Raw genomic sequence first — 22,348 nt, forward strand, 5'->3', positions numbered from 1 at the left:
TGCAGCGACTCCCGACGCTAAAATCACAACAAAGCCTCTCAATACTGCGTAGCGCACCGACTTCAAATTGTAGAGAGCCTGGATCTAACGATTCGGGCTTTTTATGTCTGTAGAAAAGTAATTTAGGTATTTCTCCATAGCTAAGCGTCTCTACAGCGCAGCGCCTCTTAGTGAATAATTTACTTAATTTAATGAGTAAAAGTGCTCGCTGATGCGAATGTAGCATTTGAACTGTGGTTTTCTACCGCTTTGGGCAGTGCGACATTCTAATGCGTAGCGCACTGACTTCACATTGTAGAGGGTCGAATCAAGCGCTTTGGCGTGAACTAAGGCTGCATACTGGGTGCCCTTACATATTCTGTAATGCTCGGTATTTTTATTTCTATATATTAAGCGCATCAGCTTAAAAGCGTGTCTACGTAATATTAACTCAACCAATAATAGTGATGTATTTTACTGATGCATTCGATCTGAACGACAATATAGCTTAGTCACAACTGCTCAAGAGCGTAATGTTTTATATAGAATTTAATATTTCCTTATTTAGCTAAAAATAGTGATACTAAACTACTTATTAAATTGCTTAACTACTTAATAAGTTTGCTAATTTTATTATATGTATCTTACTTTACTTGTTAATTAAGAGTCTGAATATTATGATGAATCTATTATTTATTTGATTTATGTTACAGGGTTTTTCTTGATGGATACTCTATTTCACACTGATGACTCTGTATTATTAATTGAGTTTACCCGCATTTATTTGGCTTTTTTTATACCTTTGTCGCTATGTTTTATACGTATCGCGTTATTTTTAAAAATAGAAGTGCGTCGTCAGGTGTCATTTTCACAGGGCACAAGTATTGCTCAAGTTGGTGGAACCATTTGGCGTTTAAATTTTTTAGAGTGGTTATTTGGTTCGTTTGTGTTACGCGTGTATTTATTCCTGAGCTTGATGACTATTTGATACTTTTTGAGCCCTTAAATGGGTGGCCAAGTATTATGTTTGGTAATGTAATGATGGCAAGTGGTTGTGCATTGAGTATGGTGGTGCATTATGCAATGGGGTCATTGTGGCGTTCAGGGATCGACCCAAAAGGGCCTAAAGAGCTAAAGACAACTGGGCTTTATGATTATTCTAGAAATCCGATGTATTTAGGTGTAGCTTTTGCTCAGTTAGGCTTCTTTTTTGCATTACCGAGTGTATTTACTTTGTTATGTCTAGCAATAGGATTAACTGCTCTATATAGGCAAACAGCTTTAGAAGAGTCACACTTAGTGGTGTCGTTTCCATTAGAATACCCAGAATACATAAAGCGAGTGCCTAGATGGTTATAGTGTAACTTTGTACAGTTTAAAGTGGTTTTTGATAGATGTACCGTTCGATAAGCTTTTGTTTTTTATTGGTTTTGAAAAATAGTATCCTTGTATAAAGTCACACTCTAGTTGTTTTAATAACAAGAATTGTTGGTGTGTTTCGACCCCTTCGGCGACTACTTTTACCTCTAAATTATGTGCCATCGTAATAATAGCTTTCACAAGTGCGATACTATTCTCATTTATATCTAGGTCTTGAATAAATGATCGATCAATCTTCAATATATCTATATCAAGACGCTGTAGGTATGCTAACGATGAGTAACCAACACCAAAGTCATCTATTGCTATATCGATGTCTACATCATTTAATCGCTTAAGATGGTGTTTTATCTTTGAATCGGGGTCCATTAAGGTATTTTCGGTCACTTCAATTAAAATTGTGTGGGGTTGTAAATCATAACGCTTACTTGCTCTAATCCATTGCTCAACCCATTCGCCAGCTCGATCTATTTCAAGTGGAGATGTATTAACACTTACTTGAATAGGTATATTAGATAAATTATTAAATTCAACTGCGTCACTTACAGCTTGAGATTTAACAAAATGTCCGATGCTACCAATTAAGCCATTTTTTTCTGCTATGGGTATAAAGTCATTCGGTCCCACTATCCCTTTTGTAGGGTGATTCCAGCGTATTAGTGCTTCCGCTTTAGCTACAGTAGTACCATCAATCGAGAAAATGGGTTGATAGTAAAGTTCAAATTGATTCTCTATAAGTGCTATTTTCATTTCTTCTATTAATTTACGCTTTTCCATTGCTTGTTCTTCCATAAGGAAGGAAAAAAACTCGTAGCGATTCCTACCTTTTCTTTTGGATAGATACATAGCTTGATCTGCTCGTTTAACTAGCTCTTCAACTGTATGACCATCAGTTGGGTAAAATGTTAAGCCGATACTTGCAGTAACGTATACTTTTTCTTTTTTAATTTGAATGCATTGCATTAAGCTTTTTTGGATTCTATCAGCCACTTCGGCTGCTTTTAGCTGATCGCTTACACCCTGTAATATAAGTGTGAATTCATCTCCGCCTAATCTTGCAATAATATCATTTTCACAAATACAGTTTTTTAATCTATTTGCTACTTGATGAAGTAATAAGTCGCCATAATCATGACCTAAGCTATCGTTGACCTCTTTAAAACCATCTAGATCGATGAATATCAGAGCAAAAGTGATTTCTTTTTTACTAATTAATGCGTGTAGTTTTTCGTAAAAATAACGTCTGTTAGGTAAATCGGTTAACCCATCTTGATAAGCATATTGGTGAAGTTGGCTGTTTGCTTTTTCAAGTTCTTTAGTGCGAACTTTTACTTGGTTTTCGAGTAAGTGTTCACGCTGCTCTATAGTGTAAAGCATATCATTAAAGCAGTTTGTTAGCTGACCAACTTCATCTTGTGATAGTTGCTCAGCGCGCAAGCTGTAGTCATTTGATTTAGTGATTTTATCCGCTGTTTGTGCAAGATACAAAATTGGATTTAAAAACCTGCGCCTCAGTAATAATGATATAAAAAGGCTTACAATAAAAGAAAATAGAGTCAGTGAAGAAATGAATTTTATATAAAATTGAACTCGATCGTTGATATAACTATTATTAGCTGTAATCTTTAGTTCACCATAATATTGATTGTCTAATAGCAGACGCTTGTCTACTTCAATAACATGTTGTAGGTCTTGTAAATATTCAGTTGAGTATACAGCCGCAAGTTGTTTTCCTAATTTATTATTTACGATTACAGACATTACATCAGACCGTGTCAATATGGGGTTAATAAGTTCTTGTAGGGCTTCTGTATCATTAAACATAAGCGCAGTCGTTATATTTGGGGACATCATATTAGATAATGAATTAAGGCTTTCTATTTGTTCTTGCTTGGCGCTTGTGAGTTCGTAAGCACTAAAAGCAACAATTACAGTTGTGCTGGATATTAACGCGACGCTCATCAAAATAAAAAGAAGCTTTTTACTAATAGTGTTTAATGTAAATAGATTTTTAATCATACTATCCCCCCACAACACGAGCTAGCCGCAATACTTTTGAACTCATAGTTATACCATCAGATTTGAGGTTTTGTGGGGCTATTTCAAAGCGAATTTTACCGCTTGATAGAAAAAAACGTATGTGTCCGCTACTCTCTATAAATTCATCGTTCTCGCCTACTACTAATATATTTTTATGTATTAAGAGTTCTGTCTTAATCCAATCTTCGAATGTATCCGATGTAATAAATATCATATTACATTGCTTAATTGAGCTCGCATCAAGCGTTATGTATTTGTTTACTAATGGTAACCCTTTTACAGTGCGATTATTTAGAGCAGTATCAGCAATATCAACAAAGTTTTTATCAGGGCTACACAATGTGAAGTTAGTATTTTCATCTAATGGATTTTGCCATTGAGAGAAACGTGCGAAATTATATAAAAAACCAGCTTTGAGCATGTATTCTTTCTCTACAGCAAAGCTGTTAGTACTTACTAAAAGTACTAACACCAGTATAGCGCTGTGTAAAAAACATCTCAGTTTAAGCATTTAATAATCTTAGAAATTGGCTGTAATAGAAAACGAAATAGACTCATCAATATAATTGGGTAGCGTATAAGTTTCACTCGTATTGGCATATTCTATATGAGAGCCTGCAAATAAGTTTTTACCTGAAAACGCAGTAGACCATGTTGGAGTAATTTGATAATTCCAAGTTAAATCAAGCGTTGTGTAGTTATCTGATACGTATGCGTCAGAGTTCTCTACTCGCAGAGTTGCAAATATGTTGTGGTCTTCTAGGGAGTAATTAACCTTAGTAAATATTTGCCTATTAGTTGAATCAAAGCCAATTGTAGGTACTGTACCTGACGGTAAATCGTAGGTGATTTTGGTGTAGCTATAACCAAGCTCAGTACTTAATTTATCCATTATTTGCCAGGCTAAAACAACATCAAAGCCGTCAGTAGTTGTCTCTCCCACAGAAACAACGTCAAGGTCTATTCGTGTAGAAGTGAGTGCTTGAGCAGCTTGTTGAAATAAGCCTGCTTGGAATAAGCCAAGTGCGGGTAAAAATTGTGCTGGATTTGTATTCGAGCTAATAACGGCAATGTTCTCTGCGTCTGTATGAAAGGCCGAAAAATCTACAGACCAATAATCATCATTAAATCTATACCCGAGCTCATAGGATACATAGTTTTCTGAGTCGACTTTATCATTTCCATTTAAATAAGTTGCAATTGTGTATTCATCAATTGCCTTCACACCGGTGCTCGTACCTAAAGCTTCAAGTACAGTGGTTCCATCTACTTTATAGTCGTCATTAAATTCTATAAGAGTAGGGGTACGAACGCTTCTAGATACCGCACTCCAAACTAAGTGGTTTTCTAGCGGTTTATAAACTAGCCTTGCTGAGGGCTGGTTTTCCCATCCAGTTAAGTCGTTGTGGTCGAATTTAGTACCAATAATAAAATCTAAAGTGTCAGGGATAATATTATATTGAGCCTGAATGAGCCCGCCAAACTGTTGTAAATTATCAAGGTCTTTGTCGCTCTCTAAAAATAAACTATCGTCAAAAGAGATCTTGCTGTAGCGATAACTCAATCCCCAGTCTAGTTGTAAAGACTCGTATATAAAATTCATCTGGTAATCAATGTCGATTGACTCGAAGTTTTCATTTATAAATTCTTGATTACCATCTTGTCTAAACCACGATAACTGCAACATTTGGTTTGCATCTGGTGACATTCTATTTTCTAAACGCGCCATAATACGTGAATCAGTTCGTTCAACATCACCAGAAAAAGACATATTAACGTTGGTGTCGTCTATTACACCGCGATAGTTTTGTCCAAGTTCTGATTTAGTAACATCACCTTGAAATAACCCCGACCATTCATCGTTGGGTGTAAAGTCGGCACGTATTCCAAATGAATGTTGTTTTGCAGTATCGCTAGGAGTAAGAAATATTCCTTTTTTAGATGCATTTGAATTTTTAATATGGCCATAGACACGGTAACTACCTATGTTACTAATATCGCCGCCATAACGCAGATTTGCATCTAAATTTAATTGACTACCCGTTGTTGCATTAACGTAACCACCACGCGTATCAATACTATTTTTAGTAATAATATTAATAACACCATTATTTGCATTGCTACCCCAAAGTAGCCCGCCCTGACCGCGAATTACTTCAATTCGTTCAATATCATACAATGGAACATTAAGGCTTTCCCAATAAACAGCGGCAAACTTAGGTGTGTAAAGGCTTTGCCCGTCAATCATAACTAATAATTTACTTGAAAAGCGAGATGCAACGCCACGTGAAGAAATTGCCCATTGGTTATTATCAAGTTGCCTAACAATAAGTCCTGGCACCATTTTTAGAGCTTCAGGTACTGAGTTAGCACCAGATTTAGAAATTTGTTCTTTGCTTAATACGTATATGGATGAGGCAGTATCAAAAGCTGATTGTGCTCTTTTCATTGCGGAGGTTACTTGTACATCCATTTCCATTAAGGCATTTAGATCAAGGTCAGAATCTTCAAAGGGATCAGCTATTAATATTGGAGAAACAAAAAATAATGTCCACAAAGAGTGTTGTGATATTTTCACTGGTTTATCTCCAATTAAATAAAAAATATAAAAAGCATGTCAGCTTTGTTAAATACAAGTAAAACATCATATTAACATTATAAAAGCAGTAAAAATAGACAATAATCCTGTTAATTTATTAATCTTTAGTACTATAGTATTTCTTTTGAAATTACGATCTTTACGTATTACCTCTTAAAGTAGTAAATAAATGAATTAATACTTCTTAAAATCAAACTTGCTGAGTTTTATGTATTACTTTATTTTCACACTGATCATAGTCGAAATATATCTAAGTACTGCCTTAACTCCTATAGTGTTAGCTATTGCTTGTGTACATTAATAATAAGAATAGCTTCATTTGGCGCTTAAGAGAGTAAAGTTTGTTAAAAAATAACTTAATTGATGTAGAAACTGTACTCGACTTAATGTTGGATGCCGTTTGTATAGTTGATCTTAAAGGAAATTTTATTTTTGTTAGCGCGGCATTTGAGCATATTTTTGGCTATACCGCTGCTGAAGTGGTGGGTGAAAATATGATAAATTATGTTTATCAAGACGATCATCATAAAACACAAAATGTAGTTTCTTCACTTTTATATGGCAACGCCAAGAATCCTCAATTTGAAAACCGTTGGGTAAGAAAAGATGGTAACGTGGTTCATATACTGTGGTCGGTTCGTTGGTCCGAAGATCACCAAGTAAGAGTCGCTGTTGCTCACGATATTACTGAGCGAAAAATAATAGAAAAGCGGTTACATCATATGGCAAATTATGATGCTTTAACTGATTTACCAAATCGCTTCTCTCTCATGGATATGCTTCAACATACCCTAGTCACAGCCCAACAAAACAATACTGTTTTTGCATTGCTATTTGTCGACATAGATAAATTTAAAGCCGTTAACGATACTTATGGTCATACTGTTGGAGACCAATTACTACATCGTATTGCTCAAAGGCTTTCTTATGTGGTTAAAGACTCTGGTACGGTGGGGCGTTTGGGCGGAGATGAGTTTTTGATTATTTTAGATAGATTAAAACAACCAATCGAAGCGACCTTTGTAAAGCGTAAAATTATTGCTCAGTTCAAAATTGCATTTGAATTTGAAGATATTAACTTAAATATAAACCCAAGTATTGGTCTTGCAATTTTTCCAAATGATGGGCAAACCAGTCACGAATTAATTAAGTATGCCGACAAGGCAATGTATAAAATTAAACAAAACACATAAAAATCTACCAAGGAGCTCTTTTATAACGGCTCCTAACTCGTATTTTTTAAGTGTGCGTTACAATTTTGTATCTGGTATTGATATATCTATTTAATTGCTTACTGGCTCATAAAGTTAAATTAATTTAATCTGCGTGTATTCATTCTAATTAAACGACTTACCATATGACTTTTCTTATATCTGTTACTTTAGCCGTGCTTCCTATGCTACCTGAGCCGGTTGCTAATAATGCGGTTGCTAAAATTGTTGTGAAAAATCAACCTTATTTTTTAAGTTTTATGGGGCTAGGTGAAAATAAGCAATACACCGATGTGCATAACAAAGTGTGGGCACTTAAGATAGGTGATGAACAGTGGCAGCCTAAGTCTGCAGTGCCTTCAAGCTTATTGATAAAAGGGCGTTTAGCTAGCGCCGCAGTGGGGGTGGGTGAATATGCATATGTGTTTGGTGGTTATACGGTAGCAGAGGATCATACTGAAGTATCAAGCCCCGACGTATACCGATACGACGTAATAAAAGATACCTATACTCATCTTGCAAGCATGCCTGTACCGGTAGACGATAGCGTAGCGCTGAGCTACAAAGCGCGTTACATTTACTTAATTAGTGGTTGGCATAACGACGGCAACGTAAACTTAGTACAAGTATACGACACGCAAAATAATACATGGCAACAAGCCTCGCCATTTTTAGGTGAGCCTGTATTTGGCCAAGCTGCTGCAATTAGCGGTAATACCATTGTTATTTGCGATGGCGTTAAAACACAAGCAAACCCAGATTCGCGTCGCTCGTTTACAGACATAGCACAGTGTTTAAAGGGGACTATAGATAAAGCTAATCCGTTTAGAATAGATTGGCGTACGCTGCCACACCCAACAGGTAAAGCACATTATAGGATGGCAGCTACCAGTTATAATGGCGATATTTATATGATGGCGGGTTCTAATAATCCGTATAACTACGATGGCATTGGTTATGATGGTAAGCCTGCACCAGCAAGTAATCATGTTTGGCGCTTTAGTCTTGAGGCAAATAAATGGCAGGTTTTATCTACCCTTGAGTTAGCGAGTATGGATCATCGTGGTTTACTAGAGCATCAAGGCGTTTTATATCGAATTGGCGGTATGAACAATAAACAGCAGGTAAGTGATAATGTACTCGGTTTTGAGGTATTAAATTGAACACTCTTTATATTACCGGAGCAGGAGTAAGCGCTGCCAGTGGTATTCCCACTTTTAGAGGGGAGGATGGTTATTGGACCATAGGCAGTAAAAATTATACGCCTATGGAAATGGCAACGCGTGCAATGTATCAAAACGCCCCTAAAGAATTTTTAGCATGGTATTACCATCGCTTTGCAACGTATCGTAACCATGGTCCTAACGACGTGCACCATTGGCTAAGTGACAAAAACCTAATTACTCAAAATATAGACGGACTTGATGGCAAAGCAGGTAATAAAAATTATATTGCTATTCATGGCAGGCTTGACCAAATGACCCTATTTCACCATCAAGGCGATGATGTAACTCCTTTTACCGCTCCGTGGGAAAAGGTCGATGAAAGCTGCTTGCATGACTCCTTATTTGAAGTGTTTAATATTCAAAACCAAGCGCCTGAGCTTAATCACTCCTTTAAACCTTATGTTTTATTGTTTGATGAGTACTACACCGAGCTTTATAGAATTAGCGAAGCGCAAAAGCGCATGATCAATGCTGATAAAATTGTATTTATGGGTACCTCGTTTAGCGTCAATATAACGCAAATGGCAATAGAAATAGCCCGCGATTACAGTATTCCCATTGAAGTTGTAGACCCCGAGCCGGCTCATATTTTACATCCCAATGTTAACTATAAAAAAATGATGGCATTGGAATACATTCAAAACAATTAAAAAAGAGCGTGTTGTCACTATTACACACGCTATTTGAACTTTATTTATAATTGTGTAAAGTTTTTATCCCTTCAATTATACATGTTGTTCTATAATATTAATGAATAAAAGCAGTTGCTTTGTAATTAACATAATAATATTGAAGAGACATAAATGAGTGATTTAACCGCAATAGCTAATTTATCTATACTTTTAGTTGAGCCTTCAGATGTTCAGCAAAAGCTAATAATAAAGTCACTGACCCAATGCGGTGTAAAGCAAGTTGAAACAGCGACTACCCAAATGCAAGCGTTAGGTCTGCTTGAAAGGTACCAACCAGATTTAGTCATTAGCAGTATGTATTTTGCAGATGGCACTGCAGACTCATTCCTGCAGCATATACGTTCAACACCACGTACCGAAAACCAAGCATTTATGTTGGTATCGAGCGAACGCAATAAAAAGTATCTTGAACAATTAAGACAATCAGGCGTGCTCGCTATTTTACCCAAGCCGTTTAGCGCCGACGCAATAACGCGCGCACTTAAAGCAACGTTAGATATTATTACCGAAGAAGAAGTTGAGCTTGAGCATTTTGACGTAACTTTACTACGCGTATTAGTTGTTGATGACAGCCGCTTTGCGCGTAAACATATTATTCGCGTACTTGCAGGTATGGGCATTCCAACACCCGTTGAAGCCGAAGACGGTAAGCAAGCAATTGAGCAATTAAATAATCAACCGTTCGACTTAATTGTAACAGACTACAACATGCCAGAAATGGATGGTCGAGAGCTAACAGAAGCCGTAAGAGGCTCAAATAGCTACTCACATATCCCTATTTTAATGGTGAGCTCAGAGGCAAACGATACGCACCTAGCAAATATAGCTCAAGCGGGAGTTGATGCTATTTGTGATAAACCGTTTGAACCGGCCACAGTGCGAGAATTATTGTTTAAAATAATGTCTTAAAAGTAAGTACAAGCGTAGGACGATGATTATTTGGCCTACGCTCACTCTAAAATACATTTACTATTACAGTTTTCCTAATCTATAAATGAGTAATGCCGTTTTTTTAATGTTTTTATCAAGGCTGGTTAAATCGGCTGTTTCGTTTTTAGTGTGCGCACCGCTGCCCATCAAGCCTAAACCATCGAGTGCCATATCAACATGGTTTGCCGCAAACGAAATATCAGCCGCACCAGCATTGCGTGGATTAGCAGCTACTACTTTGTTGAAGCCTAAGTCGTGGCTTGCGTTGCTGTATAATTCTAATAGTTTTTTATTGCCATCAGTTAATGCCATTGGTGGGTAACCGTCTTCAAAAATAAGCTCGGCTTTACTGCCATCTAAGTTTTTAGCCACAATTTGTAGCATAACCCTTTTAGCGCTTTCTACCTGCTTTGGCGAAAGTGCGCGTAAATCACCTGCCACATGCACGGTTTGTGCTATTACATTACTTTTACCAAACGCCGTTGCTGACGAATTTGCACTGTCGTAGTCGGCATTTGTACCGCCCACAATAAGCCCAGGGTTAAACGTTAAATTAGGTTGCGTGGCAAGTTGCACTCTAAAATCATTTAAAATGCGTGATGCTTCGTAAATAGCACCATAACCAACGCTTTCGCTAAATATTTGCGAAGAATGCGCTGCATTGGCCGTTACGTTTAGCGTCCAGCCGATATAACCACGGCGCGCCGCCATAGCTGTTTTTATATTGTTATCGCCATTTTCATAACCAAGCGCTACGTCAGCCCAAATTGCCGCATCAACAATAGCTTGTTTAGATAAGCTAAGCGGGCGACCGCTGCTTTCTTCATCGCCAGTCAGCAATACTTTTATGCTTACATTTTCAAGCAAATTAAGGGCTTGTAAGCTTTTAAGTGCCGTAATTATTATCGTGTTACCGCCTTTCATATCGGCAACGCCTGGGCCACTTGCTGTATCGGCATCAAGTTCTTTGTAGGTAGTAAAGTTATCGTTTTTAGCAAATACCGTATCTAGATGGCCGATCATTAGTATTTTTATTGCATCGGGGTTTTTACTCTCATGGGTTGCCAGTACATGTCCTGCGCGGTTAAACGCACTGCCATCCAGCCATTTTACTTTAAAACCAATGGCTTTAAGCTGCTTGCTTGTCAGCGCCCCTACTTTTTTTACACCTTCAATATTAAGCGAGCCACTATTAATATTTACGGCTTGCTCTATTTCTTTAAGTGCTTGTGGAATGTTTTTATCGACCTGTTTTACTATTTCACGCTCGTTTTTATCAAGCGCAGCATGGCTTGTAAGCGACAGGGTACTCGCAAGGGTAAAAATAAGTGCATGGCTAAATTTTAAAAATGACATAACAGCATAATAAGTGAGAAATAAGAATATTTAATATGAGTAAAAATACACAGGATTCAATAGAAGTAGGTTGTGATTTTTAACTAATTTTATAAGTAATAACGAGCTACAAGTTTAAGGGTGAACGCGTTATTAGTTTAAACACAGGTATTTAAAATATAATCTTTTAACTAATAATCAAGCTGTGCAACTAAACAGCAATTTGCCTGATATTACTGACCTCCACCATTTTGGATTTTTGCTACATTTAGAAAAGTTGAGACTGAACTAACTGTTTACAAATACTTATTTTATAGCTAGGGTAAAATCATTGTAATATAAGGATATTTGTCATTTTTTAGGTGACAAATGTCGTAGACTAAATTGTAAGATTTATAGGTATAAACAATGAATAACTTAGTTGTATTAATAACGGGTGCTAATAGGGGAATCGGTTTCGAATTAGCCAAACAATACCTTATAAATGGATGGACAGTAATTGCTACCTGTAGAGATCTAGAAACGGCGGTTGCTCTAGTTTCATTGAAAGGTAAGTTTCCAAATAAATTGTCGATTGAGTTAATGGATATCACTTGCCCTGAAAAAATTAAGACGTTGGCAAGTAAACTTAACGAGGAAAATATTAAATTAGATTTAATAATAAATAATGCGGGATATTTGGATCGAGAAAACACAAGTATCCATACTATTAATTATGCTAATGCTGAAATGTCTTTTAAGGTGAATTCACTTGGACCACTATATTTAACTCATTGCTTTTTACCTTTAATAAATAAAAAACGCTTATGTAAGATAGCCGTTATTTCTTCTGCTATGGGATCTTTGTCGCTAGAACAAAGTGTGGATTGGTATGGTTATCGAATGTCTAAAGCCGCTGCCAATATGCTAGTAGTGAACTTATCACAAGAACTTGTTAATGATAATGTGGCTGTGGTAGCTGTTCACCCCGGTTGGGTTCAAACCGATATGGGTGGCTCTACAGCAAGTGAAAATGTTGTAGATTCGGCTCTTGGAGTTATGAACGTTATTCTGAATTTATCTATTGATAATACGGGAAAACTTTATAGTTTTAATGGTGAGGAGTTACCGTTCTAATAAATATAACAACACGCTATGAGGTGGATAACTAGTAAAGTCAGCTATTAATTGCAAATTTTAAAACTGCTGAGCCTCTTCGTTTTAAGGCCGCTAAATACGTCAATTCATCGGAGGGTGTTAACGCGGTTTAAGATCCATAACCCATTCATGCAACACTCTAAGTATGTAACTGAGAAATAAGAGTATTTAATATGAAGTAAAAGTACAGAGGATTCAATAAAAGTGGATTGTGATTTTTAACTAATTTTATAAGTAATAACGAGTTACAAGTTTAAGGGTTATGGGGTGTACGCGTTATTGGTTTAAACACAGGTATTTAAAATATAACCTGTTAATTAATAATCAACGGGTATAACTAATCAGCTATACGTCTGATATTACTGATCTCCACCATTTTGGGGTTTTGCTACATTTAGAAAAGGTAAGGCGAAGCTAACTAACTGTTTACAGTTGTTTATTTTATAGCTAGGATAAAATCATTGTAATATAAAGACATTTGTCGGTTTGTAAAACGACAAATGTCGTAGACTAAATTGTTATGCTTTTGGAGTAAGACTTGAGCTGCTTTGATGTAATTGTTACATTTTCAAATGAAATTTTTAGGCCATTTCTCTTATTAGTAAGTTCTGTATTTGCGATATACTTTGCTTATAAAAAGATTGGTAACAGAGTCGCTGCCCAATACTCTTTTGGCGGTGAAAGTTTCACCCCTTCACATATAACAGAAGTCGTCTTATCTAATAAAAAAGATAAGCCCGTAAATATTTATGCCATACATGCAGTTTTTCACAATGACTTGTGGTTAGAACTCGATAAATATTCCCCTCCAAAAGTATTAAAGCCTTACGAGTCATTATCATTATCAATGAATCCATATAGTTCTTTAAATGTCGGTTCAGATAAATATGAACCTGATTTTATGAACGCTGAAATTTATATCGAATCAGATGATAAAGTTATAAAGTGTGAGTCAAGGTATCGCCCTGAATTGTTAGAAAGGTATGCTAAAGTTGCTGTAAATAGATGTTCATACAATGGCTTTGTTTACGATGAAACGGTAGCTTATATTCTTGTTTATATTTTAGATAACAGTATGAAAACAGCTTTTATTCACAAGTCAGGGTATATTGGCAATGAATGGGAATTAAGCCCAAATCACTTAGGCCAAAATGCTACTGATCAAAATGTATTGGGTATGATAGTTGCTAATAAATTTGATAAGGTTTTTAGCTCGCATGTTATTTACAGGGTACAGTCTCTTGGGAATTTGGTGGCAGTCAAAGCATAACAAGCTGTTAAACAAGGAAAAAAACAGTTGGTTTTGCTCCAGCGTGAATTACAGTGACACCCAACCTAAATCTTGTAATGCTTTAAAAGCGCTTAGAGTGAATTACAGGATCTCATTTTTTAATTGAATTTGGCTGTTGGAGTTATTTTACAGTCTCGTTATAGGCTCTAGATGACTTCACACAGAGATTTAAATCCCACACATGAAAGTGCTGTTCTAGATTCATATAAGAATCTCCTTTCATCACAAGGCAAAGTACTTAAATTAATTAACAGACCAGATCCGCCTGATGCAATTGTAAAGATTGATGGCGTAGATACTTGGATAGAAATAACAGATGCACATTTTAGTCAAGAGACTGCAATCAGCATAACTTCTCATGCCGCGGATGATAAAGTTCACATATCGTCAAAAGGCGATTTAGTTGGAGATTTTGATTCAATTACTAATGGAAGAGTTGAGTCAGCAATTAAAGCTAAGTTACAGAAGAAAACAATGCAAAGCATTGCTACATTAAATAAACCAGGGATATTACTTGTTGGGTTATATGGGCCATTCTTTGACATACTTGAGGTTGAAAGTAATTTTTCTGATGAATTTAAAGCTGAGTTAAAGACCCAGAATATTTTTAGTTCTATTTATGTTTATCAAACCTGTAACCAAAACACACATGCGTACCATAAAATCAAATGAAGCAATACTCTGTCGTAAAAGTGATATCTCTTAATAAAAAATTTATCTATTCAGAAAACAGCTTTGGCTCTAGAGTTCCTCAGGTCGGTGATATTGGAACAATAGTTGAAGTTTATGATGGAGCCTTTGATATTGAATGTAGCGATGAAAATGGTGTTACCATTTGGCTTGAAGTATTTGAACCTAGTGATGGAGGTTTAGAGTTACTGTATATATAACAAGCTTTATTAATGCCGAATATTTTCCCTTCATTCTATCTAGCCGGTATTTAGAATTAACAACCATTAGGTTTAACACCATTAGCATTAAACCTGACAGCTCGAACTCAACCAATCAACGTTTAATTAGTCGGCATTAAATAAATCTCGCGTACGCTGTTGCGCTGGTTTGCTTCAATAGCAAACAATACCGCGTCGGCTACATCTTGTGGGTCGAGTTTATCGGGTTTAGCGTCATCAAAAAACGGGGTGTTTACCATGCCTGGGGCTATGGTTGTGCAGCGTCCGTTCCACTCACTCATTTCCTCAGCTAAGTTTTGTCCAAAGCCATAAGCAAACCATTTAGTTGCACCGTAAATAGAGCCGCCAATTGGCTTACGGCCAGCGGCAGAGCTGGTTAATATAAAGTGACCTTTATTTTGGCGTAAATGCGGCAGGGTTAATTTTGCAGTCCACAGTAGGGCTTTAATATTTATATCAATCATGGTTGACCACTCATCCGGATCACCTTTTTCGGTGCCTGCGGTTGAAACACCCATGCCCGCGTTAGCGAAGGCTACATCTAATCGGCCAAACTTTTCAATGCCTTTGGTAACTACGTTTTCAAGTGCGGTAAAGTCGGTTGCATCTGCGGCTACGCTCAGTGCGTTATCTGATCCTAGCTCGGCAACAAGTTGGTTAAGTTGCTCTTCTCTACGGGCGGTTAATATAACTTTATGACCGTTGTTTACTAAGGTTTTTGCCGTTGCTTCACCAATGCCACTAGAAGCGCCGGTTATGAGTACTATTTTCTCTTTTGCCATGGTTTTTTCCTTATTAACAAATGAATAAAGGCGCAGCTCAATGTGCGCCATGCAGTTATTGGGCTATGTCAAAATTGACTGATAAATCGTCAGCTTGCGTTAGGCTAATTTGTTTTAGTTGATAAATATTAAAATCAGTATCTACTTGCTCTGCATCGTCTATGTGTGCGCTACACGTATAACCAAGTTGGTAGTCGCCTGGTGTTATGAATGCGAGTTCAAATTCGTATTCATTATCGTCTGCATCAAAAACAACATTGGCAGTAGCTAACGGAGCGTTATCAGGCGTTTGGTCATCTATTTCATGAATATCTGTTGGGGTTTGTGCCTGCGCAGAGTAAAGGTAAACAGCATGGCCAAATGATGAATCATCAGCAGCAAGATCAATGTTGTCAGTCTCGCAATTGTTTATAAGTGTTTGGCTTACAGTGCCTTCAATATCTTGTGATTCAGAAAGGTTTTGTAAACGCACACCGCGAGGTTTTAAAAAGACTTCGTTATTATTTTGTGGATCAACCAACGATTTTTTTAAATCAAACTCTAATACAAACTCGTTGTCGGTTTGATTGAGTGTAAAGCCATCTAGCTGTATTTCACCCACGCCATCATTACCTTTTCTTTTTACGATAAGCGGTGCAATGCTGTCATCTTCATAAACTACGTGAGATGTTAAACTAAGGTTGTTTGTGTCGCCGTTTATTACTTGTGCGCGGATCCACGAATAATCACCTGCAGGTACTTCTTGATCATCAAGTAATTGAAAAATATCGTCGCCCGTATAGTCTAGTAAGTTGACCATTTGCGCTAAGGTGGAATCGTTTTTAGAGCGAGTTTCAAAGTTAACTTCTTCACCTTCTTGGGCTTTAATTGTTATTGAATCAAATACAACGTTAACTTGTTTTAAACCAGTGACTGGAGCGTCGGAAATACCCAAGCTAAAAGTTGCTTTATCACTTGTTTTTGGGGTTGTTTCAGCATCGTCATTTGATGAGCCGCAGCCTGCTAAGGCAAAAATAATAGCGCTACTTAATAGTGTTGATTTAAAGTTCATGATTGTTTCCTCTTATTTGATTTGCTAAGTGTATGTATTTAACCCTTAACCTAAATTGAATTAAAAATATGAGAAGTTATAACTTTTAACATGCTGTTTTAAAACGTTTTTAATTTCATCGATTTAATCGTTTTTTACTATATACTCGCGCCACTTCTTTTGAAGTCGGTTTTTATTAGATTTAACCATTATTTTGCTGAGTTTCAGCCACATTTATCGGAACAAACATGAAAGATAAACTCTTAGCGTTTTGGCAAAGCCATTCAGAAACAATCATCACTTTAGGATACAAAGTGATTTTAGCGTTGGTGATTTTAGTTGCGAGTGCCTTAATTGCACGCTCGGTTAAAAAAGCGATTAAAAACGCTAAATCCCCGTTAAAAAGAGTGGATAGTACGCTGCTTCCTCTTTTATCGAGTATTGCTGGTTATTTAGTTTATATAATTGGCGGGCTATTTATTTTAGATATTTTTGGCGTAAACACGGCAAGCTTAATTGCGCTAATGGGTGCTGCTGGTTTAGCGATTGGTTTAGCCCTTAAAAATACGCTGAGCAATATTGCTGCGGGTATTATGCTGCTAATACTCAGACCTTTTAAAATAGGCGACTTTGTTGATGCCAGTGGCACGCTTGGTACTGTGAGTGAAATAAACCTATTTACCACTATTTTTAAAACCACCGACGGTCTTTATATTGCATCGCCTAACGGCAAAGTGTGGGGTGGCAATATTAAAAATTTTACCCGTAATGGCAAAAGACGAATGGACATAGTGGTGGGTATTTCGTATGCCGACTCTATTGACGTTGGCTTAAATGTACTTAAAGAATTAGCCGCATCAGAGAGCCGATTACTCGCAGAGCCTGCACCTAAAGTAATGGTGACATCAATAGGTGAAAGCGCAGTAAACATACAATTACGTGCGTGGGCTGTTAATGGTGATTATTGGCAAACTGTGTGGGATTTAAATAAACGTGTTAAAGAAGCTATTGAAGGCGCAGGGCTGAGTATTCCGTTTCCGCAGCGTACGCTGCATATATCTGAGTCTATGGCATCGGCAGTAACTGTTAACAAAGATGCTTAAATATGTACTAACATAAGCACAAATAAAAATAAGCGAGCCTTGGCTCGCTATTTTTGTATTACCTTTATATTGACGGAGGTATTAACCTTCTAGTTGAAAGTCGTACACTGAGCCTAAATTAAGTAGTTGTGTAAGCTCATCAAGTGCTTGGTAGCTTTCGGTGAGCAGGGCTGAGTCTGCAAAGTCATTTGCGCCTAATTTGTCGCGGTAGTTACGTTTTGCCCAGTCACACAGTTGTGTGTATTTAGTATCAGTTAAAATAACTTCTGGGTTTACTGCAGCAAGTTCTTGCTCGTTAAGGGCTACACGTAAACGCAAGCAAGCAGGGCCGCCGCCATTTTGCATACTTTGGCGTAAATCAAAAAACTGTACTTGGTTTACTGGGTTATCAGCCATGATCATTTCTTCAATGTAGGCGTTAACTGCGCTGTTGCGTTTACACTCTTGTGGTGCCACTAACAACATTGAACCATCTTCAAGGCTCACTAGCTGGCTGTTAAATAAATAGCTACTTACAGCGTCGGTAATGCTTACTTTATCGGTAGGTACTTCAATAATATAAAATTCTTTATTGCCAATATATGCTTCTCGAATATCTTGTAGTGCTTGGTTTTGATTTAAAAATGCTTGCTGGTGGCACAGTAATACATTGGCGTTACCTACTGCAATTACATCATTATGAAACACACCTTGGTCTATTACATCTGGATTTTGCTGTAATAAAATTTGGCTTGAATCTTTTAAGTTATGTAAGCGACAAATTGCTTCTGAGGCTTCAAGTGTTTGCCTTGCAGGAAACTTAGTTGGTTTTGGTAATTGGTTGTTAAACGCGCTGGCACCAAATACAAACATTTCAAGGCCTTGCTCGCCGTGGCTGTCACAAAAGCGAGTATGGTTTGCTGCGCCTTCGTCGCCAAAAAAGCCTTGGTCAGGCAAATGGGTATGGTGTGCAAAGTATTTGTCGTTGTTAAACATGGCTTTTAATAAGCGTGTAGTAGTTGCAGGCTCTAATGAACGATGAAACTTATTATTTAAATTAGCTGAAGTAAAATGTACTTTGCCATCAAGCGTATCTGGCGACGGCGATACCGTAGCGGCATTGGCTGTCCACATTGCAGACGCTGAATAACACGCGCGTAATAATATAGGATCAGCTTTAAATGCTTTATGAATTACTTGTGCATCGTTGCCGGTAAAGCCTAAGCGGCGCAGTACGTTTAAATCGGGGCGTGCGTGGGGAGCAAATACACCTTGAGTTAAACCTTTGTCGTGCATGGCTTTCATTTTCTCAAGGCCTTGAAGCACTGCCTCTTGAGGATTTGAAAAGCTTGCTGCGTTACTTAACGAGGCAACGTTACCATATGACAAACCAGCATAGTTGTGAGTAGGACCAACTAAGCCATCAAAATTAACTTCCAAAGCGTGCATACACGTTCCAACTAAAAATTTTCAATAGGGTGCCACAATACATCGCAATAGGGGTGCTTGCAAAGTTATAAACGCAGTGTTTTTACTAATTTTTTCGATGTTTTTAAATGTAGAGTTTATTATAAGGGGGTTGTTTTTATATTGAACGATTAATTTGAAGTTTAATTAAAATGTACACATAAATTTCATAGTGTGCAAAAGCTTAGCCTAAAGTAGGTTTATACATTTAAGCTTTATGCCAAGCCTTTACACAATACGATGTTACTTAACATAGACGCGCTCTTTGTCAGCGGTGGTATGGGTATTTGTTGGATCATTAACTTGCCAAACGCTAATGTCTAAACGCCATAATAAGTAGAGGGTATGGTATAGGTTGTTCATGGTTTTTTTCCTTTAAATTTTACTGAGCACATCAAACCTTTGAAAGAAGTATGCCAACATTAAGTTGAATATTTTATGAATAAAAATCAAATATTTAGTATTGAAATACAAACAGGTCTTTAAGGTAGAGCACCTATATGGGGAAATGTGTTTAAAATATGCACTATTTTGGTGTGGTTTTAACAAAAAGCCCTGCTAATATATGCAAGGCTCTTTAAAAGTAGAGTCATTTAAAAAGGCAAATTAACGGCCTACTTTTCCTTTTACTAAAGGCTCGAACGACATTACTTTAAACTTACCGTGGCTTTGATTTTTACCATTATTAAGTACAGGCGAGTTATGTAAATCGTCAACGGTAAAGTATATTTTATGATCCGCTCCGTAACTAAAACCATCAGGCCAGCTTAAGCGTTCGTCTTTAAATAATACTTCGTAGTCGCCAGTGGGTTTAACTACACCAATTGCGCCGTTGGTTATGTCGGTTACATATACGTTACCGCCGCCATCAACGATAATACCGTCGGAAATTGGCTTAGTGCCGTAACGCGTTACTTTGTCTTCAAGCGCTTTAGCCGAAAGACTCTCGTTGTTTATATCGCTGGTGGCAATGCGGTAAACCGACGTGCCCGACATAGAACCAAAGTAAAGCCATGCTTCGTTAGGATCGAGCGTAATAGGGTTTACCCCTAAGCGGGCAGGTTGTCCGCCAATGCTCATTGTACGCCCATCAATAACCATATCGATATTTTCGGCTGTGGTGTAATGGCTATTTTGTAACACTCTGCGTGCAACACCTGTTTTTAGGTTTACCGTAATAATAGCGGCTTGGCTGCCTTGGGCTGTGTCGGCAATGTATACAACACCATGCTTATTATCGATGACTAAATCGTTTAAAAACGAGGTGTCGGTAATGGTCGGTTTAGCCAGATAAATAATTTTATGTAGTTGCTCTTTGTTTGTATCCCAACCCACTAAACGCCCAGCGTGATCTGGCCCTGAAGTGTCGAGCATCCATAAAACGCCATCACTTGATACGTTTATGCCAAGTACATCGTAAAAACCTTTACCGTTATTATATGCGTATGCCCATTCTTCATTAGGGTAGGGTTTAGTTGTGCCATCGCTTAAAAGCTCCATAATTTTTTGCTTTTTGGCCAAAAAAACCATGCACAGATAAAAACTTTCTGCCCGATGGGGTAATAGCAATATTACCTGGTGGGTGCTGCGCATCAAATGTGGCTACTGTTTTTAAATCAGCATTTTGGCCAGCGGTATTAGCAAATACGGCGTTGCTACCTAAAAGTGCCGAGCTACACGCCGCCGCTAATAGTAATTTTTTAATATGAGTCATTTTTAAAACCTTTTAAAACACGTTTATTGTTTAAAAATTAAGAGCCTAATCGGCTAAGTCGTTTACTACTAAATCGAGCAGCTGCATCAACTGCAGTGCTTGTGTTGCATCTACACTATCAAATTTACATAAAATATTTTTAGGTATATCGGCTGCTTTTAATTTGAGTGATTGGCCATGCTGGGTTAGTTGCACTAGGCGTTTGCGTTTGTCGTGCTCATCTTTAATAACAGCAAGTAATGATTTTTCGCTCATTTTTTTGAGTATTTGGGTCATTGCACCGCCGTCTATCGCGGTTTTATTTATTAGCTCTGCAATTGTTATTTCGTCTTGCTCCCACAGCGCCATCATAACTACGTATTGTGGGTAAGTTAAATTTAGGTCGCTTAAAGGCTCGCGATACGCACGCGCAATGCTATTAGATGCCATGTATAACCGATGGCATAACTGATTTTTTAACTTTAATTGCTCAAACGACATAACTTTATCCTTCATTTCAATACATGTTATTTTAATTTGCATACAAAGTATTTGCAATCTCTAATTACTTGTTCTATTATTTTGCACACAAACTAAATTGATTTTTAAACTTTGGAGTTCATTATGAATGTATTACAAAACGTAGCTTACACAGCAAAAGCAACTGCAACTGGCGGCCGCGAAGGCGTAGCTAAATCTGATGATGGTCGTTTAGATGTAAATTTATCAACACCTAAAGGTTTAGGCGGCGATGACGGACAAGGCACTAACCCAGAGCAATTATTTGCAGCAGGCTATGCAGCATGTTTTATTGGTGCACTTAAATTTGTAGCAGGTAGCGAAAAAATAGATTTACCAAGCGATACACATATTAATTCACAAGTGTCTATTGGTGCTATTGAAGGTGGTTTTGGCATTGCTGTAAAACTTGCGGTATCACTAGGTGATATGGATAAGGCAGCAGCGCAAACGCTTGTAGATAAAGCGCACCAAGTATGCCCGTATTCAAACGCAACACGTGGCAACATTGAAATAGAGCTTTCAGTTATTTAATTATTTAAAAACAACTCAAATTTATAAGCCCGTTGGTTAAACCAATGGGCTTTTTTGTGCCTATATATAAATCACATACGGGAAAACGTATATTCACTATTCCATATGTTGTTGTTTTGTTTTACTGTATGTGTATTAACACTGCGAGGACAGTATGGAACAATTTAATCCACTTCAATTTTATAAATGCCTAGCAGACGATACGCGTTTAAAAGTGATGCTGCTAGTTAGCCACGAAGAAGAGTTGTGTGTATGCGAGCTTGTTGTTGCACTTGAATTAAGCCAACCTAAAGTGTCTCGCCATTTAGCACAGTTAAGACAATGCGGATTATTAAGCGACCGTAAACAAAATCAATGGGTTTATTACAGTATTAATAAAGCCCTGCCTGAATGGGCTAAAACTGTATTAACGCAAACACTTACTGCTAACCCTTCATTTTATGAAAACGATTTAACGCGCTTAAACACTATGGGTAATCGCCCTGAACGTGCAGCTAGCTGTTGTTAACT

19 protein-coding genes and 2 pseudogenes are annotated in these 22,348 nt (G+C 37.4%); 12 read left to right on the forward strand and 9 right to left on the reverse strand.

Annotated features, from left to right (window positions below):
- The first annotated feature begins 703 nt into the window (after window positions 1-703).
- Window positions 704-1,338: pseudogene (locus P20652_RS17210) on the forward strand (isoprenylcysteine carboxylmethyltransferase family protein).
- Here the strand turns inward: P20652_RS17210 and P20652_RS16080 are convergent.
- Genes P20652_RS16080 through P20652_RS16070 form a run of 3 tightly spaced genes read right to left on the reverse strand, consistent with a single transcriptional unit; the run spans window position 1,333 to window position 5,977 of the window.
- Complete coding sequence (locus P20652_RS16080) at window positions 1,333-3,375, reverse strand: EAL domain-containing protein (protein WP_083832840.1); 2,043 nt, start codon at window positions 3,373-3,375, stop codon at window positions 1,333-1,335. The pseudogene P20652_RS17210 and the gene P20652_RS16080 overlap by 6 nt on opposite strands.
- Before the next feature lie 4 nt (window positions 3,376-3,379).
- Complete coding sequence (locus tag P20652_RS16075) at window positions 3,380-3,910, reverse strand: YfiR family protein (RefSeq protein ID WP_083832839.1); 531 nt, start codon at window positions 3,908-3,910, stop codon at window positions 3,380-3,382.
- Between the two features lie 9 nt (window positions 3,911-3,919).
- Window positions 3,920-5,977, reverse strand: coding sequence for a TonB-dependent siderophore receptor (locus P20652_RS16070; protein WP_008165678.1), 2,058 nt, complete (start codon window positions 5,975-5,977; stop codon window positions 3,920-3,922).
- A 362-nt stretch (window positions 5,978-6,339) separates the two neighbouring features.
- Between P20652_RS16070 and P20652_RS16065 the strand changes: the two genes are divergently transcribed.
- The 4 genes from P20652_RS16065 to P20652_RS16050 all read left to right on the forward strand — a co-directional run bounded on the left by P20652_RS16065 (window position 6,340) and on the right by P20652_RS16050 (window position 10,036).
- Window positions 6,340-7,191 carry a sensor domain-containing diguanylate cyclase gene (locus P20652_RS16065; RefSeq protein WP_008165679.1) on the forward strand — a complete coding sequence of 284 codons (852 nt, stop codon included), beginning with the start codon at window positions 6,340-6,342 and terminating at the stop codon, window positions 7,189-7,191.
- 164 nt (window positions 7,192-7,355) lie between these two features.
- On the forward strand, window positions 7,356-8,372 hold the full coding sequence (locus tag P20652_RS16060) for a kelch repeat-containing protein (protein WP_033016934.1): 1,017 nt from the start codon (window positions 7,356-7,358) through the stop codon (window positions 8,370-8,372).
- Window positions 8,369-9,085, forward strand: a complete 717-nt coding sequence (locus tag P20652_RS16055) for a Sir2 family NAD-dependent protein deacetylase (RefSeq protein WP_008165681.1) — start codon at window positions 8,369-8,371, stop codon at window positions 9,083-9,085. Before P20652_RS16060 ends, P20652_RS16055 begins: the two co-directional genes overlap by 4 nt.
- Before the next feature lie 153 nt (window positions 9,086-9,238).
- Window positions 9,239-10,036, forward strand: coding sequence for a response regulator (locus tag P20652_RS16050; protein ID WP_008165682.1), 798 nt, complete (start codon window positions 9,239-9,241; stop codon window positions 10,034-10,036).
- A gap of 63 nt (window positions 10,037-10,099) precedes the next feature.
- On the opposite strand, the gene P20652_RS16045 is transcribed toward P20652_RS16050, so the two are convergent.
- The gene (locus tag P20652_RS16045) at window positions 10,100-11,413 is read right to left on the reverse strand and encodes a M20/M25/M40 family metallo-hydrolase (protein ID WP_008165683.1); all 1,314 of its coding nucleotides are present in this window, start codon (window positions 11,411-11,413) and stop codon (window positions 10,100-10,102) included.
- A 387-nt stretch (window positions 11,414-11,800) separates the two neighbouring features.
- Between P20652_RS16045 and P20652_RS16040 the strand changes: the two genes are divergently transcribed.
- The 4 genes from P20652_RS16040 (at window position 11,801) to P20652_RS16025 (ending at window position 14,710) form a co-directional block, all read left to right on the forward strand.
- A complete protein-coding gene (locus P20652_RS16040) occupies window positions 11,801-12,508 on the forward strand; it encodes an SDR family oxidoreductase (protein ID WP_008165684.1) in 708 nt (235 codons plus the stop codon).
- A gap of 559 nt (window positions 12,509-13,067) precedes the next feature.
- On the forward strand, window positions 13,068-13,799 hold the full coding sequence (locus P20652_RS16035; protein WP_008165685.1) for a hypothetical protein: 732 nt from the start codon (window positions 13,068-13,070) through the stop codon (window positions 13,797-13,799).
- 171 nt (window positions 13,800-13,970) lie between these two features.
- Window positions 13,971-14,492, forward strand: coding sequence for a hypothetical protein (locus tag P20652_RS16030; protein ID WP_008165687.1), 522 nt, complete (start codon window positions 13,971-13,973; stop codon window positions 14,490-14,492).
- Window positions 14,489-14,710 (forward strand): hypothetical protein, encoded by a 222-nt coding sequence (locus P20652_RS16025; RefSeq protein ID WP_008165689.1) that lies wholly within the window; start codon window positions 14,489-14,491, stop codon window positions 14,708-14,710. The genes P20652_RS16030 and P20652_RS16025 overlap by 4 nt, the downstream gene beginning before the upstream one ends.
- A 122-nt stretch (window positions 14,711-14,832) precedes the next feature.
- Here the strand turns inward: P20652_RS16025 and P20652_RS16020 are convergent, their stop codons facing one another.
- Both P20652_RS16020 and P20652_RS16015 read right to left on the reverse strand, forming a co-directional pair.
- On the reverse strand, window positions 14,833-15,513 hold the full coding sequence (locus tag P20652_RS16020) for an SDR family oxidoreductase (RefSeq protein ID WP_033016945.1): 681 nt from the start codon (window positions 15,511-15,513) through the stop codon (window positions 14,833-14,835).
- A 55-nt stretch (window positions 15,514-15,568) separates the two neighbouring features.
- Window positions 15,569-16,564, reverse strand: coding sequence for a DUF4382 domain-containing protein (locus tag P20652_RS16015; RefSeq protein WP_008165692.1), 996 nt, complete (start codon window positions 16,562-16,564; stop codon window positions 15,569-15,571).
- Window positions 16,565-16,791: 227 nt separating this feature from the next.
- On the opposite strand from P20652_RS16015, the gene P20652_RS16010 reads away from it, so the two are divergent.
- On the forward strand, window positions 16,792-17,646 hold the full coding sequence (locus P20652_RS16010) for a mechanosensitive ion channel family protein (protein ID WP_008165693.1): 855 nt from the start codon (window positions 16,792-16,794) through the stop codon (window positions 17,644-17,646).
- An 81-nt stretch (window positions 17,647-17,727) separates the two neighbouring features.
- On the opposite strand, the gene astB is transcribed toward P20652_RS16010, so the two are convergent.
- The 3 genes and pseudogenes from astB to P20652_RS15995 all read right to left on the reverse strand — a co-directional run bounded on the left by astB (window position 17,728) and on the right by P20652_RS15995 (window position 21,286).
- Window positions 17,728-19,074, reverse strand: a complete 1,347-nt coding sequence (astB, locus tag P20652_RS16005; RefSeq protein ID WP_008165694.1) for an N-succinylarginine dihydrolase — start codon at window positions 19,072-19,074, stop codon at window positions 17,728-17,730.
- A 624-nt stretch (window positions 19,075-19,698) separates the two neighbouring features.
- Window positions 19,699-20,806, reverse strand: a pseudogene (locus P20652_RS16000) (L-dopachrome tautomerase-related protein).
- Between the two features lie 45 nt (window positions 20,807-20,851).
- Window positions 20,852-21,286, reverse strand: coding sequence for a MarR family winged helix-turn-helix transcriptional regulator (locus tag P20652_RS15995; RefSeq protein ID WP_008165698.1), 435 nt, complete (start codon window positions 21,284-21,286; stop codon window positions 20,852-20,854).
- Between the two features lie 123 nt (window positions 21,287-21,409).
- On the opposite strand from P20652_RS15995, the gene P20652_RS15990 reads away from it, so the two are divergent.
- Window positions 21,410-21,838, forward strand: a complete 429-nt coding sequence (locus P20652_RS15990; RefSeq protein WP_008165699.1) for an organic hydroperoxide resistance protein — start codon at window positions 21,410-21,412, stop codon at window positions 21,836-21,838.
- 154 nt (window positions 21,839-21,992) lie between these two features.
- Window positions 21,993-22,346, forward strand: coding sequence for a metalloregulator ArsR/SmtB family transcription factor (locus tag P20652_RS15985; RefSeq protein ID WP_008165700.1), 354 nt, complete (start codon window positions 21,993-21,995; stop codon window positions 22,344-22,346).
- The last annotated feature ends 2 nt before the right edge of the window (window positions 22,347-22,348 follow it).

The sequence above is a fragment of the Pseudoalteromonas sp. BSi20652 genome (assembly GCF_000239855.1).
In the GTDB taxonomy this organism is placed as follows: Bacteria; Pseudomonadota; Gammaproteobacteria; order Enterobacterales; family Alteromonadaceae; genus Pseudoalteromonas.

Excerpts from the sequence above, each read along its gene's own strand:
- P20652_RS16075 (WP_083832839.1), bottom strand. The coding sequence starts at position 3,910 with ATGCTTAAACTGAGATGTTTTTTACACAGCGCTATACTGGTGTTAGTA.
- P20652_RS16060 (WP_033016934.1), top strand. The coding sequence starts at position 7,356 with ATGACTTTTCTTATATCTGTTACTTTAGCCGTGCTTCCTATGCTACCT.
- P20652_RS16050 (WP_008165682.1), top strand. The coding sequence starts at position 9,239 with ATGAGTGATTTAACCGCAATAGCTAATTTATCTATACTTTTAGTTGAG.
- P20652_RS16045 (WP_008165683.1), bottom strand. The coding sequence starts at position 11,413 with ATGTCATTTTTAAAATTTAGCCATGCACTTATTTTTACCCTTGCGAGT.
- P20652_RS16040 (WP_008165684.1), top strand. The coding sequence starts at position 11,801 with ATGAATAACTTAGTTGTATTAATAACGGGTGCTAATAGGGGAATCGGT.
- P20652_RS16030 (WP_008165687.1), top strand. The coding sequence starts at position 13,971 with ATGACTTCACACAGAGATTTAAATCCCACACATGAAAGTGCTGTTCTA.
- P20652_RS16025 (WP_008165689.1), top strand. The coding sequence starts at position 14,489 with ATGAAGCAATACTCTGTCGTAAAAGTGATATCTCTTAATAAAAAATTT.
- P20652_RS16020 (WP_033016945.1), bottom strand. The coding sequence starts at position 15,513 with ATGGCAAAAGAGAAAATAGTACTCATAACCGGCGCTTCTAGTGGCATT.
- P20652_RS16015 (WP_008165692.1), bottom strand. The coding sequence starts at position 16,564 with ATGAACTTTAAATCAACACTATTAAGTAGCGCTATTATTTTTGCCTTA.
- P20652_RS16010 (WP_008165693.1), top strand. The coding sequence starts at position 16,792 with ATGAAAGATAAACTCTTAGCGTTTTGGCAAAGCCATTCAGAAACAATC.
- astB (WP_008165694.1), bottom strand. The coding sequence starts at position 19,074 with ATGCACGCTTTGGAAGTTAATTTTGATGGCTTAGTTGGTCCTACTCAC.
- P20652_RS15995 (WP_008165698.1), bottom strand. The coding sequence starts at position 21,286 with ATGTCGTTTGAGCAATTAAAGTTAAAAAATCAGTTATGCCATCGGTTA.
- P20652_RS15990 (WP_008165699.1), top strand. The coding sequence starts at position 21,410 with ATGAATGTATTACAAAACGTAGCTTACACAGCAAAAGCAACTGCAACT.
- P20652_RS15985 (WP_008165700.1), top strand. The coding sequence starts at position 21,993 with ATGGAACAATTTAATCCACTTCAATTTTATAAATGCCTAGCAGACGAT.